11 protein-coding genes are annotated in these 14,916 nt (G+C 68.1%); 5 read left to right on the top strand and 6 right to left on the bottom strand.

Annotation, left to right across the window (positions count from 1 at the left end; translation table 11 throughout):
* From ACFWZ1_RS08715 to ACFWZ1_RS08695, 5 genes are read left to right on the top strand one after another with little or no spacing between them, the layout of a single operon-like run.
* On the top strand, positions 1–771 hold the full coding sequence (locus ACFWZ1_RS08715; protein ID WP_439666106.1) for a FliM/FliN family flagellar motor switch protein: 771 nt from the start codon (positions 1–3) through the stop codon (positions 769–771).
* A complete protein-coding gene (locus ACFWZ1_RS08710; RefSeq protein ID WP_439666105.1) occupies positions 768–1,082 on the top strand; it encodes a FliM/FliN family flagellar motor switch protein in 315 nt (104 codons plus the stop codon). Before ACFWZ1_RS08715 ends, ACFWZ1_RS08710 begins: the two co-directional genes overlap by 4 nt.
* Positions 1,079–1,459 (top strand): hypothetical protein, encoded by a 381-nt coding sequence (locus ACFWZ1_RS08705; RefSeq protein WP_439666104.1) that lies wholly within the window; start codon positions 1,079–1,081, stop codon positions 1,457–1,459. Before ACFWZ1_RS08710 ends, ACFWZ1_RS08705 begins: the two co-directional genes overlap by 4 nt.
* A 37-nt stretch (positions 1,460–1,496) precedes the next feature.
* Positions 1,497–2,204, top strand: coding sequence for a flagellar type III secretion system pore protein FliP (gene fliP / locus ACFWZ1_RS08700; protein ID WP_439666103.1), 708 nt, complete (start codon positions 1,497–1,499; stop codon positions 2,202–2,204).
* 15 nt (positions 2,205–2,219) lie between these two features.
* On the top strand, positions 2,220–2,909 hold the full coding sequence (locus tag ACFWZ1_RS08695) for a sigma-70 family RNA polymerase sigma factor (RefSeq protein ID WP_439666102.1): 690 nt from the start codon (positions 2,220–2,222) through the stop codon (positions 2,907–2,909).
* A 291-nt stretch (positions 2,910–3,200) separates the two neighbouring features.
* Here the strand turns inward: ACFWZ1_RS08695 and ACFWZ1_RS08690 are convergent, their stop codons facing one another.
* From ACFWZ1_RS08690 to ACFWZ1_RS08665, 6 genes are read right to left on the bottom strand one after another with little or no spacing between them, the layout of a single operon-like run.
* Positions 3,201–4,829: an esterase/lipase family protein gene (locus ACFWZ1_RS08690; protein ID WP_439666101.1), complete on the bottom strand. Its 1,629-nt coding sequence runs from the start codon at positions 4,827–4,829 to the stop codon at positions 3,201–3,203.
* A 23-nt stretch (positions 4,830–4,852) separates the two neighbouring features.
* Positions 4,853–6,370 (bottom strand): DUF6519 domain-containing protein, encoded by a 1,518-nt coding sequence (locus ACFWZ1_RS08685; RefSeq protein ID WP_439666100.1) that lies wholly within the window; start codon positions 6,368–6,370, stop codon positions 4,853–4,855.
* Positions 6,371–6,380: 10 nt separating this feature from the next.
* On the bottom strand, positions 6,381–8,624 hold the full coding sequence (locus ACFWZ1_RS08680) for a hypothetical protein (RefSeq protein WP_439666099.1): 2,244 nt from the start codon (positions 8,622–8,624) through the stop codon (positions 6,381–6,383).
* Positions 8,621–11,719 (bottom strand): putative baseplate assembly protein, encoded by a 3,099-nt coding sequence (locus ACFWZ1_RS08675; protein WP_439666098.1) that lies wholly within the window; start codon positions 11,717–11,719, stop codon positions 8,621–8,623. Before ACFWZ1_RS08675 ends, ACFWZ1_RS08680 begins: the two co-directional genes overlap by 4 nt.
* Positions 11,716–14,556, bottom strand: a complete 2,841-nt coding sequence (locus ACFWZ1_RS08670) for a putative baseplate assembly protein (protein WP_439666097.1) — start codon at positions 14,554–14,556, stop codon at positions 11,716–11,718. Before ACFWZ1_RS08670 ends, ACFWZ1_RS08675 begins: the two co-directional genes overlap by 4 nt.
* Complete coding sequence (locus ACFWZ1_RS08665; RefSeq protein ID WP_231325598.1) at positions 14,553–14,912, bottom strand: GPW/gp25 family protein; 360 nt, start codon at positions 14,910–14,912, stop codon at positions 14,553–14,555. Before ACFWZ1_RS08665 ends, ACFWZ1_RS08670 begins: the two co-directional genes overlap by 4 nt.
* Positions 14,913–14,916 lie beyond the last annotated feature (4 nt).

The raw sequence follows: 14,916 nt of genomic DNA, 5'->3' as shown, positions 1-14,916 counted from the left end.
ATGGCGCTTCGCTTTGGCTGGATAGGCGACTCGCGTCGCGCCGCGTTGCGGACAAAGGTCGGCGCCTGCCTGCAGGCGTGGCGGGCTGATTGGTGTGTCGCTCACGACGACGGACCTGCCCACGTCGAGGAGGCACCGATCGTGCCGTATTCCCCGGACGAGGCTTTCGTTTTGCAGGCCGGAGCAGGCGCCGCCTGCGTGATGGTGGCTATCGCCAGGGACGAGCTCGTCCGACTCGGCAATTGGCTCGCCGGCGTACTGGAGAGTACCGCCGCGCTGTCGCAAGAGGTTGCCCGTGCCGCCCTGGAAGACCTCACCCGCCGCATTGGCGAACTGGCGGGGGAGGGTGAGGTGTGGGAGCACGGCCAGAGCGCTTGGCCGCAAAGCCTCAGCCGCGAGGAATTGGGCGCAGTCGGTTTGACCTTCAATGCCGGAAGCGTAGCGGTGACGCTGGCGCTGGCGCGCGACGCCGTCGACGTGGTCTGCCCGGCCGGACCCGCCGCGGCAGGTCCGGTGCTGCACGCCCGCGCGGATGCGGTTGACGTCTCCCCGGTTCGCCTGACGGCCGGGTTCGAGTTCGGAACGATCAGCATGCGCGAGCTTGCCGATCTGCGCGTGGGTGAGGTGCTCGTCGGTGAATGCCCGCTCGACACACCGGTCCGCGTGCTCGCACCCGGTCGGGTACCCCTTGGCCATGCCCGCATGGGACGTATCGGCGGCCGCCTGGCGGTCGCCTTGACTCAACATCCAACATCGCAGGAAAACGTATGACCGCCGCGACTCTCGTCGAAAACATCGAGTTGCCCGAACTGTCCGCCAAGGCGCAGGGGGAGGGCGCGCCCATGGCGCGTCGCGACCTTGCCTTGCTCGATCACGTGTCGGTGAAACTGGAAGTCGTTCTGGGTCAGGCCACCCTCACAGTCAAGGAGCTGTTCTCGCTGGAACAGGGCGATACGCTGGATCTGGAGACCGAACTCGACGCGCCCGTGCTGCTGCAGCTGAATGGCAAGTCGATCGGGCGGGGACATCTGGTCGCGGTCGGCGATCATTTCGGACTCAGGATCACAGAAGTCGCCGGATGAACGCATTCACCCGTTTGCCCGATGCCGCAGGTGTGATGGCAGCGCAGCCCATTCCCTATCGCACCGAGTCGCCCGTCACAGCGGGCCAGACGCTGTCGGTTTTCGGCATCACCATCGCAATGCTGGCGGCCGCGATAGGTGTGTTGCTGTGGACGCACAAGAGAGGCTGGCTGCAACGTTGGTCGATGTCGGTCGGCGTTGGCAAGCCCAGCCGGAGCGCACTCCGCGTTCTTGACCAGGCCCGGCTTGGGCATGCCTCGCACGCCTATGTGATCGACGTCGACGGCTCAAGGTTCGTGGTCGTGGAGTCGTCCAGGCACGTGAGCCTGCATTCGTTGCAGGAAGGAAGCGCAATCCCAGGGGAAGGGCATGAATAGGTATCCGCGCAAGGCGTGGCTGCTGATCGCGCTGGTCGTGCTCTCCATCGCGTTGCCAGCGGCCGCGCTGGCCGACCCGTTACAGGACATGTTGTCCAGGGCTTCATCTGACGATCTGTCGCCCGTGTTGCGATCATTTCTGCTGCTAACGCTTCTGTCCTTCGTCCCGCTGCTGCTGATCAGCATCACCTCGTTCACGCGGATCGTTGTGGTGCTTTCGCTCATCCGCAGTGCGCTGGGACTGCAGCAGACACCGCCCAACAGCGTGCTGGTGACCCTGGCGCTGTTCCTTACGTTGTTCACCATGTCGCCGGTACTGCAAGCCGCCAAGACCGGCGCGCTGGATCCCTACCTGCGCAAGGAAATCACCGTTCCCGTGGCACTAGAAAAGGGCTTTCAGCCGCTCAAGCTGTTCATGATCAGGCAGACGCGGAAGGATGATCTGCTGGCCGTCGCCAAGATGGCTGGCCATCCCGCGCCCCGCAGCATCGACGAGGTGTCGGCGCTGGAGCTCGTCCCGGCCTTCATGCTCAGCGAACTGCGCACGGCCTTCCAGATCGGCTTCGTGATCTTCCTGCCGTTTCTCCTGATCGATCTGGTGGTCGCGGCCATCCTGATGGCGTTGGGCATGATCATGGTTCCGCCCTCCACGGTAAGCCTGCCCCTCAAGATCCTGTTGTTCCTGCTCATCAACGGCTGGTCACTGGTCGCCCAGGCCCTGCTGGCGAGCTTTCACCCCGCGTGACGTATGCCACTTCCAGTGGACATTCCGGAAAAGGAACTCTGGCATCGCTGGACCGGGCAGCGGGAGCGGTGCGCGCGCGACGCTTTGATCCAGTTGCACGCTTCATGGGCGCGACTGGTCGCGAGAGACGTGTACCTGAAGGTCCGCATCCGCGACGCGGAATGGGCCGATTACGTACAGAACGCCACCATCGGCTTGATCGAATCCATCGACCGCTACGAGCCATGGCGTAGCGTCGATTTCCGGACGTATGCCCGTCATCGCGTCCGCGGTGCCGTCTTCAACGGATTGCGCCACCTCGCATCGGATTCGTTTGGCCAGCCTGGCCGGGTTCCCGAGGAGAGATCGGCCTCACTGAAAGGGGATGGTGAGTCCGATCCCTTGCAGGCCTTCGTGAGCTGGACCGTCGGCCTCGGCATTGGCCATCTGCTCGAGGTCGCCTCGCTTCCTGACGATCGTGACCGCCGCGGTGACCCGTATGCGGCAGCCGCACGGGACCAGTTGTCCGAACTTCTGCACGAGGCCATCGAACAGCTGCCCGAGCGGGAAAAACTGATCCTGACTATGCACTACCTCCAACACACCGCCTTCGTCGACATCGCATCCCATATGCAGCTCACGAAGGGGCGCATCTCCCAGATACACCGCCAGGCGATCGAGAAGCTGAGGGACCGCATGCGCATGCATGCGATGGCAGAGGACTGAGGTTTCCGTGCCTCCGGAACCAAATCGCGCGGTAGCGTTTGAGGTCGGTGATGGGTGTGCGGAAAGCCTTGAAGCCAACTTCAGGGAGCCATGCGCTGGCCGGATCTGGTGCAGTAGCGGGACCGACTTCGGGATGTCTGTGATCGACCCGGCGAAGAAGTGCGGAAGCCCAAAAGCGGTACAGGTCCGTGGGGCCTAGACGCGTCCCGGCCGCGCGGTGTGGACAAACACATGATTTTACATAATAGACATTATGCGCAATTAAAGATGCGCCAACGTGGCTTTGGCGGGTTATCCATCGTGCCCCATCGCCACCACCCCTCCTGGCGCTGGCGCGGCGCCCCAATCGTTCCAGGCGCTTACGTTGAACACCAGCGTGCCCGCGATGCCGGGATTGCTTGCGCTGGCGAAGCCGACTTCCAGTACGGCCTTGCCGTCGACCAGCGGCATCGGCTTGTAGTCGTCTTCGATGGGTGCGGCTGCCTGGCTTTGCCAGCGGTAACGCACTTTCCAGCTGTCGTCGGGTGTCGCGGGCGGCAGCAGTTCGACGATCAATGTGTCGCGGTAGAGGTAGCTGCCTTCGTAGTGCTGGTCGAGCCAGAGGATGCGGTCGACTTTGTAGTCCGGGACGCGCGCGCCGAAGGTGATGCTGTAGGAAAGCGATGCGCGGCTCTTGTCCACGCGCGAGCGGTTGGCGAGGAAGACGCTGGAGAGGTACACGGTCCGGCGTGCGTCGCCCGGCGCACCGGTGAGTTCCGCATGGCTGCGGCAGGCGACGGAGTCTTCTTCGGCCACGCGCCGGGTCAGGAACCAGGGTTTGCCCCGTGGGGAGGCCAGCACTTCGAACTGGTAAAGGGCGTCGACGTCCTTGCCCTGGATGGCCGGCGGAAGCGTCACCCGGTCTACCCGGGCGAAGATGTCGACCCGCACGTCGCCGAAGAGGAAGCGCGTGAGGTTCTGGTAGGCCTCTTCGCTGTTGACGATGCCGAAGAATCCCGAGTGGGAGCGGTAGGTGTAGGCGGTCGCCACCGGCGTTTCCATGCCGGTCCGGTCGATGTCGCACAGGCAGGCGTTCTCGATGCGCACCAGGCCGTCGCTGCCGTGTCCGGCGAACGTGCGCGACAGGCCCATGGCGGTGTGGTAGTCGCTGCGGTTGCTGCCGACCATGCAGAAGCACCGCCTTGCATCGAAGTCCTGTCCGTTCCGCAGATAGTCCGAGCGTCCCCTCTTCCGCAATGCCTCGTCGTAGCCGAACAGGCCCATCAGCTTGTCGCGGTTGAAGGTGTTCATGTCCCAGGCGCTGAGCCAGCTGGGCACGTTCATGCCGGCCATGTCGATGCCGTTGTGCGGCGTGGCGTAGGTGAAGAACTTGTCCACCGTCGCGCGTGCCTTGCCGTCGCCGAGGTCGGGGTTCTGCAGGAAGGCGCGGCAGACCAGGCCGCCCATCGAGTGCGCCACCAGATAGCAGCGGAAGTTTTCCGGGGGCATGCAGTTGAGCGCGTTGGCACAGACGTGGTCGCGCAGGCGCAGGATGAGGTCGGACAGGCCCTTGGCGAAGCGCTCCAGCGAGGGCGCCTGCTTGCCGCCCAGCAGCGGCGCGGTGTCGTCGTAATAGCGGTAGATGATGATCGAGGTGGGAGGAATCTGGCCTTCGTATCCGTCATCGAGGATATCCAGGCCATTCTCATAGACGTTGCTGTAGCCGAAGTCCTTCATCAGCCGCACCACCGGCGATTCGAACACGAATCGCTGCGCCGGCTTGGTGCGATCGGAAACGGCACGGTAGACCGTGGACCCTGCATTGAATCCGCAGAACGGGTCGGCGGCGGTTTCGTCCTTTTCGCCGTCGGTCATCGCGTAGCCGCGAACGTAGATGATCGGGTAGCGCGCCTTTTCCGGGTCTTGCGATGGGTTGGGCATGGGTGTGCTCCGCAGCGCGGCATTCAGGGTTCTCTGCGCGGTCTTCCCGCACGGTTGGGGGCAAGACGCCTGGTGTTGCCCTTGAGCAGTGCGCAGAGCGAGTCGAAGCGGCAGCAGCATTCGTGGTACGCGCCGTCGTCGCCGGTCGTGCCCAGTACCGCCCGGTGGTGCATGCCGCGGGATTTCATCGCGGCGGCCGTACCGGCGGTCTGCGGCCAGTCCAGCGTGCCGTTGCCACCGACGCGGGCGGGAATCAGCCAGTAATCGCCCGTGGCGTACTGGCCGCCCGGCTCGAAGGTGATCTGGATGCCGTCCTCCAGGTCGATCGCTTCGCCTTCGGCCAGCGCCACGGTGCCCTGCTCTGTCAGATCGTTGCGCTGGTCCCACCGGCGCAGCAGCGGATGGGCGTCGGCGCCCGGGAGATACGGGGCGAGGTTCTTCGGCACGGTGAGGGTGAGGATGCGGTTGGTCGCGTCGATCGCGCCCACCTGCAACAGCGGCAGTGCGCGCTGGGCCAGCGTGTAGCTGTCGTCGATCAGTTCGACCCAGTCGTTGACCGCAAGCCCCAGGCGCTGGTCGCGGCCCAGGTGGCCTAGCGTGACCGTGAGTTGTGCGCTGCCGTCGGCGTTCTGGCTGGAGGCTGCGCCAAGCACCGGGAAAATCACCGAACCGTTCTCGCGCGACCACTTGAAGCTGGCGCCGCCGGGTGCGTCCTCGCTGCCGGCGAGCCCGCCCTGGTGCACCTCGACCCGGTAAAGCTGGTTCTCGCAACCGCGATAGCGGGCGTCGGCGGCAATCACGCACGGGTCGCTGTCCGCTTCGACCGGCCCCAGTTGCGCACGCATGCGAGGCCAGGCGTAGGACGCGCGGGCACCGAGCACCTGACCGAGCAGCACGCACGGGTCATCCCCTGCCCGCTGTCCGCCAAGTCGATCGCTCAGCTTGTCGAGGTCGGCGAGCTGCTGCTTGCAGATCGCCTTTTCGGCGTCGGTCGCGGCAGCCTGCAAGCGCAGCTCGATGGCGGCGCGGGTGTCGTCCAGCGGCGCACCGACGTGTTCGGCATCGGTATCGAGCAGGCGCGCCTGCCAGATCACCTGGGAACGCGAGGCCGTGTCGACACCGTTCAACGCGATGTCGTTGACGCCGGGAGCTTCGAGCGAAGACAGGTGCCGCTCCCATACATCCAGGTACAGCGCGACGCTTGCCGGCGGGTCGTCGATCAGCCCGGCATCGGGTATCGGCGCGTGGGGTTGGGTCGCCAGGGTGCAGGTGCTTTCGTTCACGCAGAGGATACCGTCCACGTAGAAATGGCCGGCGGCCAGTTGCCAGTCCCCGGCATGCGCCTGCAGGGTGACCACGAAGCCGGAACCCGCTGCCCAGCACGGTCCGACAAGGTCCCTCGCCAGCGTGCGCAGCAGATCGAGCTGGATGCTTGCCTGTTCGTTCCAGTCCGCCTCCAGCAGCACCCTTCCCTGCTGCTGGAAAACCTGGCTGTAGTGCAGCGCGGGGTCGAAGGTGACGCGGGCGAAGTCGCCTTTCATGGTCGATCTCCTAATTGGCGTGGATGACGCCGGCGTCGCTGCCGGCGGGCACGCACTCCTGCAGGCGTGCCGCCGCATTTGCTTCCCGCTGCGGTTCGAACAGATCGTGGTAGACACCCATCGCCGAGCCGTCGGACGCACCGCGCCCGATCTCGTCGCAGCACGTATCGGCCAGGCGCAGGTAGTTCGGCGAGGGGTAGCGCGTGCTGCGGAACCGGGGGAGCACGCGCAGCACCTCGCGCTCGCGTTGCGACACCCCGGCCGCCGCCCAGGCCAGGTCCGGCTGGCAATGGAAGCGCTGCGGCGTACGCGATCCGCGCGGAACGAAGCAGAAGCGCACGCAACCAGCCTGTCGGCGCAACACGCGCAGCGGACTGGCGAAGATCGAGTCCTCGGCGAGTGCGATGCCGTGCGCCTGCACCTCGCCGATCACCGTGCAGCGCAGGAAGCTCGCCTCCACGTAGGCCACCGCCTCGTCCGGTGCGCCCAGGGCGACACGCTCCGGACCGGTGGCATCGAGGATGCTGTCGCACAACTGCACGGCCGGCGGCTCGCCGCGATGCACGGGACTCGTCACCGCGATGGCGCCAAGGATGCTGTGCTCGACGCGCAGTGAGGCGCGCGTGCCATCCAGCGTGATGCTTGGCTCGCCCGGGCGCTTGGGGTCGCAGTCGCAATGCAGCGCCCAGCCCGGTACCAGCGTGCAGTGGCGGATCAGCAGCTCGCACAGGTCCTCGTGTCCGGATCGCTCCTCGTCTTCCTCGGGCCCATGCACCTCGATGCCGCGGCCGACGATCAGCAGGCCGTCCAGCACCAGGCGGCTGCCGGCGCCGCCGCCGACGGAAAGCGCATCCGGCTGGCTGGCGCGCACGTCGAGCAGACGCAGCACCGGTCGCGTGCGCTCGGCGGCGCGCAGTTGGATCGCCTCGCCCGCGTCGAGCTGCAGGTCGAGGCGGCCCTCGTAGACGCCGCTCTCGGCCAGCTCGATGACCAGCGCGCGCAGGCCGGGCGTGGCGGTCCGCGCCTGCTTCCACGCATCGAGTGCGGCGGCGATGCTGGCGAAATGGCCGGGCGGCCAGACGACCGTGGCCGGGTCGCGGGCGGGCAAGGCGACATGCACGATGTAGCGCGTCGCGCCATCCGGTTCGGGCGTCACCCGCGCGTACTCGCCGCCGCCCAGGTTGGCCGCAAAGCCGTATTGATAGGACACCCACACCCCACGCTTGGGACGGTGGCCGGCGGGGAACATCATCCGGCCGCGCTCGGGATCGACCGCCACGCGACCGCGCGGGATCGGGTAGCGCCAGCCTGACAGATCGGCCGGGATCAGCGCCTCGCGCGGCACCGGCACGCCCTGCCCTTTCGCCGGCCAGTCGGGCGCGAAAATCTGCACGCTGCGACCGTCGCCGTAGAGGGCGTCGGAGACCTGGTCCCACCGCGCCGATGGACCGCGCTCGGCGAACCGGTAGCGACGCAGCGGTACCGGAAGGTTGTCTTCCTCGGCGATATGCGTCGGCACGGGCTCGGCCACGGGGCGCTGGAACAACGGCGTGTCGTTGCCCAGCACGCTGAAGCTGAAACAATGCGGTCCGCGCTCTTCCACGCAATAGGCCGGCGTGGTGGTGACGGGGTAGCTGCGCAGGCGGAAGGTGAACACGCCGACGTTGGGAATGTGGTGGCGGCCGCGTCGGCGCGGACTGGCCAGGCGGCGCAGATCGGGACTGTGCGCGCAGGTGTCGAAGGCGCCCTGCTCCCAGCCAAGCAACTGCAAGGCACCCGGGCTGCGCAGATCGGCGGTGCCGCCGCGCGAGGGGTGAGGGTGATCCAGGTGCTGCATCCGGCCGAGCAATCGCTGGAATTCGACCGCGCGCGCAGGCCAGCCGGCGGCGTTGCGCAGCAAGTCCTCCAGCAGCGACAGCGTGCCCTTGCGCCGGCGCGCGTCGATCGTGCCGGCCACGTCGGCGCGCGGCGCCAGCACCCGGCCCAGGGTCCCGGCGCACGTCGTGCCCTGCGGGTCCAGCGTCGCCGCTTCGGGCAACAGCGCGTAGCCCAGCAGGTCGCCGATGTACGGCACGACCCAGTCATCGCAGGTCTCGATGAACCAGTTGTCGTAGAGCCGGGCGATGTCCTGTTCCAGCACGTCCGCCTGGGCGCCGAGTACGCGCAGCAGGTCGCGCAGCGGATAGCCCGCGTCCGCGTCGCGCATGCGATAGATCGCGGGCAGCAGGTCGTAGAGCCGGTCCGGTGCGCTCATGGCGTGGCCTCCTGCAGCAGCAACGTGTCCGGCACGGCGGGCAGGAAGCAGGCAAGTTGTGCCGGCAAGGCCAGCCCATCGGTGCCGTAGCGCGCAGGCAAGGCCTGGATGCGTTGCATCAGCCGCGGCGCGTCGGGCGCCGATTTGTCTTCATCCTGTTCGAACGCCGCTTCGAGTGCGGCGGCGCTCAGGCTGTCGAAGGCATCCACGTCGATCCAGGCGACGCCGGAAATGGCCTGCAGGCACCCCACCACTTCGCTCAGGTACGCATCCTGGGCGAGCGCGCGCCGTTCGAAGCCGAAGCGGTCTAGCAACGCGCCACGCAGTTGCGGCTCCACGTCCACCCAGGCGTAGTCCGCCGCCAGCCCGACCCGCGCGCTCATGGTCAGCGCCAAGCGCTCGCGCACTGCGAGGCTTACCGGCAACGACGGGTCGCCGTAGCGCTGCAACGCCTGCAACAGGTTGCGGTAGAGGTCGGAGGTGGTTTCGACGGGCGCGTCGGCGGCGCCGGCGATGGTCACCAGCACGTGCGCGCCAAGCCGGGTGGCGACCGCCTTGCCCACGCCGCCGAACATGCGCGCGAAATCCGCGTAGTCCGGTACCGAGACCAGCCGGTCCAGCGCCCGCACCGCCAGCGGCACGTTGCCGCGTGCCTGGTCGCGCGTCTCCGCGTCGGCACCGCCGGAGGCGTGCAACGGGTTGATGACCTCCTTCACGCCCAGCGGCCGGGTGCCAAGCAGGCTGATCTGTCGCGCTTGCACATTGCCCGGCAGGCCGATGCCGTTGCGATAGCTCGCCACGACATTCTCGATGCCGGTGGGCAGTCGCGCACCGTGGATGCCGTCGCCGAACTGCACTCGGGTCTTGCCCTCGTCGTCGGTTGCGGTAACGAAACTGCGCGCGCGTGCGTCGGCAAAGGCCAGATTGTCGATCTCGTGCCACTGAAGCGCGTTGACGCGCACCACCAGCGTGCTCTGCACGCCATCGACGGTAGGCGCGGAGACGTAGGTCAAGGGCGGCTGCTTCAGCGCGAATACCTGCATCGCCGCCGCTCCATTGCCGCTGCCGAGCACCTCGTTGCGGGTCTCGCCATGGGTGGCACGCACCACGTTGGCGTACACCAGGACACCGTCGCGGCGATAGCGATAGGCCAAGCCCTGGTTGGCGAACACCAGCGTGCTGTGCACGGTATCGCCAGGGAGCCGGGTGTCCACGCCCTGCTCCACCGCAGTCAGCATCACCGCCTCGGCGGCGCGGACCGCGTCGGTGCCGGGGACATCGGTACGCTGGCCTTCGACGAGGATCCAGCGACCTGGCTTGAGCCCGTCCACGGCGGTATCGAGGGTCAGCCGCGTGGCCGTGTCCGCGCTGCTGCGTGGGCCGGCTTCGTCAGCGCCGACCTTGCCAACCGGCTCGTCGATCACCTGCTCCGCCAGCCGCAGCGGCTCGCTCTGCGCATGGACCTGGACGCTGCGCACCGCCGTCATCGATGGTGCCGGCCAGCTGTCCTCGTCGCCGGCGGCGGGATAGAGCGCGATGTCGGTGGTCTTGCCGCTGATGCCGTAATCGCTGCGCGGATGGATCTGCACGCTTCGCGCCTTCGCGACCAGCGGCACCTCGCCCGCGGACTGGATCACCAGGTAGCTGTCGGCCAGAACGCCCTCGTAGGCATTGTCCAGTTGTACGTGCCCGGATTGCTCATGCGCGGCCCAGTCGCCGTCCGGACGGGATATGTAAGGCACGCTGTCCCTGGTGGCGTCGTCGGTGTTGAGGCCCAGCCCCATAATGCGCGGCGCGTTGTAGCCGAACAGCGGCGCGGCCAGGCGCAGTGCATGGACGCCAGTGAGCGCAGGCGACGGCATGCCGCGCGGCACGCTGGTCCAGGCGCGATAGAAGCTGTCGGCCAGATGCGTGCGAAGGTTGACCAGCAGCTGCGGGCGGGCGTCGCTGGATGGCCCCAGTGCGCCGGCGATCGAGCGGTGCAGGTGGAGGCTGCTTGCCGGCTGTGGCGCGGGCTGCCGCGCCAGCGCTTCGATCAATGACCTGAAACTTCCGCCGCCCCGCGAGGGTGCCGGTGCATCGTCGCCCTGGGCGTGCGCAAGGTCGTCCCAGAACCGCATGCCGACCGGTTGCAGGGCCGGATCGAGATGCGCCACCGACAGCGGCCCTTCCCGCTTGTGGGCGGTGTACCAGCTCTCGGGCAAGCCCAGCAGGGCCTGGTTGCGGTAGGCGACCAGCTCGTCGCGCAACGCGGTGGCCTGGGTGGCCACGTCGCCCTCGTAGGCGCCGCTCTCGATGGTCGCGACGGCGACATGCGCCGCGGTGACGACCGCATGCGCCAGCTTGTCCAGCGGCTGCAGCAGCACGCGGCTGCGCGCGCTGGCCTGTTCCACTTCCAGCGACTGCACCCGCCGGATGGCCGGCACGCCGGCGGGAAGATCGCCGAACAGGAACAGCAGCAGGTCGTTGGGCTTGAGCTGGCTGGCGAGTGTGGCGATCCACAGCTCGGACAGGTCGGCAACGGTTTCGAGCGAGATCTCTTGCGGCCGCGTCAGGCGCGGACGCATGGCGTTCCATTCGTAGCGTGATTCCAGCGGCTCGGCGGTCTCGAAGGTCTGCATCTGCTCGCCGGGCGCGGGAATCGACTGCGCGCGGGCGCCAGCCGGGATGGTTACCGACGGCGAGTCCTTCTCGATGGTGTAGGCGAGGTACACGCTGGCGGCCACGCCAGGACGCAGGCGGTAGTCCACCAGGCGGCCAAGCTCCAGCACCGAGCGCCGTTCGGTGGCCGTGCGCAGGTAGCCCTCGTTGGCGATGCGCTCCTGGTAGAAGCTCAGCACGTCGGCGCCGATCGCCCAGGCGTCCAGCAACGCCAGCGCCGGATCGTCCGGCTCGCGGGTACGCAGTCTGGCCAACGCCGGGCGCGCGCCGTCGCTCAGGTCCATCTGCATGGTGGCGTGGAAGTCGGCCCAGCTGCCCACGCGATAGGCGAGGCTGGCGAGGCCGGGGCGGTTGTAGAGGGAACGCGGCGTGCGGGTGCCGGCGCCGCAACCGCAGGCGCAGGCATGCGAACCGCAGGCACTGCAGCAACTCATCGGCCACCTCCAAGAGTGAAGACGAGGGTTCCGCGGTCCGGATGGTCGGGGTCGTTGTCCAGCTGGGCGATCTCGCGGCCGCCCAGGTGAAGCACGCCATCGGCGGGCACCTCGCCCGACCGTCCACCCTGCATGCGCGCCAGCGTCCGGAGCTCCACGTGCGCCACGCCGGTGATCGCCTGCGCTTCGGCCATCAGCACGCTGGCGAAAACCGGTGCTCCCAGTTGCAATCGGTCGGGATGGAAAAAGCCGGGCGCACCATCGCGGCGCAAGCCCGCGCCGAAGCGGTCGGCAAGTTCCGCCTTGACGTGCGCGACGAGGAAATCCGGCAGCACGCAGACGAACAGATCTACGCGAAGCGGCACGTAACAGGCCGCGCGAACGGCCAGGTCGTGGCCGATGCGCCGATAGCGCTCGAGTTCGCCGGCGATGCGCGCGCCCAGTCCATCGGGCAGGGTCTCGCGGCCTCGCGGGTCGACCACCACATCGGCTTCGTACCAGCTGCCATTCCAGTCCAGGCTGGCTGCGGCGCCCTGCAGTTCCGGCGCGCGTCGGGCGAACATCGCGTAGTCGTCGGCGACGATGGCCCGCAACGGGTTGGCGCGGAACGCGCCAGGTGCATACAGCTTCACCTCGGCCAGGCTTTCCGCCGCCATGCCGCCGCTGGCCGGCAGCGGGTTGCGCGGATGCAGGCCGGCCGGCGCCTCGTCCGACTTGAACGCGAGCCACACGATGCTGTCCCGGCCAACATTGCCAGCCGGCCCGTTGCCCACGCGCACGGCGGCGCGGAAGAACTCGCCCGCCTGCGGCTGGCGCCCCAGCACGCCATCGCCGAAGCGCAGGTGCGCGGCGCCGTCGTCGTCGATCTCGACCACGAAATGACGATCGTCCGGGCCGCTTTGCAGCAGGTCGTGCCGAGCTTCCCAGCGGCACTGCGCCGAAGGCGTGCCGCCCACCAGCACGCCGGCCAGCGTGCCGCCATGGACGCGCAGCTGCGGCAGCGCCGATCGTGGGTCGCGCTCGAACAGGCGGCAGACAGGCGCCTGCGGGGGCAAGGGTTCGGCCCATGTCAGCGGTGCGCCAGGCACCACGTGGCCGGTGTCGGCCGGCACGCGTGTGGTGTCCTGCACTGCCCCTTCGCAACGGCAGCACGCGTACTGCGCAGTGCCGGGAACCAGCCAGCAATCCTCGACCAGCGCCTGGCAGCGTTGGCAGGCATCGGGCATGGCGGCCAGTTCGCCGGCCAGTCCGGGATAGTCGCCGTCGTTGGCGGAGGGTGCGCACAAAGGATCGCAACGGCATTGCCCGGCCACGTGTTCGCCGTGGTCGACCAGCAGCACGTTGCCACGCGCGAGGCTGACATCGTGCAGCCATGCGCAGTCGGGCGCCGGCTTGCGTACCGACAGGCACAGGTCGAACGGCAGCGCGTCGCAGGCGTCCCAGGCGACCTCCAGCAGCAGGCGGCCATCCAGCGGATCGACGTCGGGCTGCACCTGGGTCAGGCGCACCGCGTGCCGGTGCGTGGGATCGGCGTCGGCCGGGTTGCCGGTCCCCGGGCCCAGCACCTCCTCGAAGATCACCAAGTCATCGACGGCGAGCTTGAGTACGCGTTGCGGCTGCCCGGATGCAGCGGCAACGGCGTGGCGCGGGTCGGGCGGCGGGGCGTGGGCGGCGGAGTCCGGTCGCGCATCGGACGGCCGTCCATCGGACGACCGCGAATCGGCGCCGGGCCCGGATGCATCGGGTGACGACGCCTCGGAACCGGACTCGGCCTTCGCATCGAGCGGTGCATCGACCAGTGTGGCGCGGATGCTGCCCCGCGGCAGGCAGCACAGTTCGTCTCCCCACGTGTGCAGGCGGATCGCGCTGTGCGCCGCGACCACGAGCTGCGTGGCGGCACCGTCGCGCGGCATGGGTTCGAACACCAGCGCGCCTTGCCCGCGAGCCGTCTCCAGCTGCCGCGCGTCGATCGCGCCGGGTGCGACGTTGCCCTGCCCCGGCGGTGGCACCAGCAGGAGCAGCTGATCCAGTTGCAGCTCGACTTCGCCTTCGGCCAGCCCCAACGTCACCAGCGCGCGCGCGTTGCAGCCCTCGTGCATGCGGTAATCGACCAGTCGCGCATGCCGCCGCACCGAGATGCGCCGGCGCGCCGTGGCGAGGTAGGCCTCGGTGGCGACGGCGTCCTGGTAGTAGCTCAGATAGTCGGCGGTGTAGGCAAGCACCTCGACCAGCGCCATGCCGATGTCCGGAACGTGGCTTTCCTGCCAGGCGGGCATGTCCAGCGCCATGCGATCGAGGAACAACTGGCGGAAGCTGGCGTAGTCCTTGGCCAGGTAGTTGATCTCGGGCACGGGCGTCGGCGGCTGCACGCAGGGTGCCGGCGTGGCGCAATCGAGGTCTTTCGCGCAATCGAGCCTGAAGCGGAGCGAGGCGCACGCATACCGCGGGTCGAAGCCAGGGTACGCGCGCCAGTCCGACGGGTCGCTGCCGGAGGATGCATCGACCAGGCACAGGCAATACACCGTGTGGTCGCCTTCGCGGTCCAGCCGCACGCGCAAGCAGGCATCGTCGTGCATGTCCGGCTCGTGCTCTTCCTGTACGCTCAGCACGCGCAGGCCGGTGATGCGGTCGCCGCCGCTGACCCGCACGTTGGCCACCCCGATGTCGCCGGGGATGTCGCCGAACAGATGCACGCAGAGGGTGACGCCATCCTCGCCCGCTTCGATGTAGTCGATGCCGTTCAACGTGCCTGACAGGCGCAGCCGTTCGCGCCGCGCGGGAACGCTGCAGGACGGCGGCAGCGTGCAACTGATGCGGGCGGACGGGAGCGTGTTCATGGCAGGCTCCGCTCGAAACTGTCGCTGCGCGCCGCGCCGCTGGCGCGAACGGTGTAGCTGAGCTCCACGCGCAAGGTGGCGTCGTCGGTGCTCACCTGCAGCGTGCCGACGTCGATGACATCGCCCAGCCAGCGCTGCAGCGCCGCCTGCACGGTGAACTGCAACGCGGCAGCCAGCTCCGGGCTGTTCGGTGCGAACACCAGTTGCAGCAGGCCGCTGCCGAAGTCCGGGCGGTTCACGCGCTCACCCGGGCTGGTGAAAAGCAGTTGCTCGATCATGTCGCGCACATGCTCGTCGTCGCCTGTTTCCGCGCTCCGGCCACGGTTGTCGAACTGGAACGGATAGTCGATGTTCATGACC

It is taken from the genome of Frateuria sp. GZRe14, from assembly GCF_051900395.1.
Classification (GTDB): domain Bacteria; phylum Pseudomonadota; class Gammaproteobacteria; order Xanthomonadales; family Rhodanobacteraceae; genus Frateuria_A; species Frateuria_A edaphi.
The sequence above is the reverse complement of the archived record's forward strand: the minus strand, read 5'-3'. Positions and strand labels throughout refer to the sequence as shown.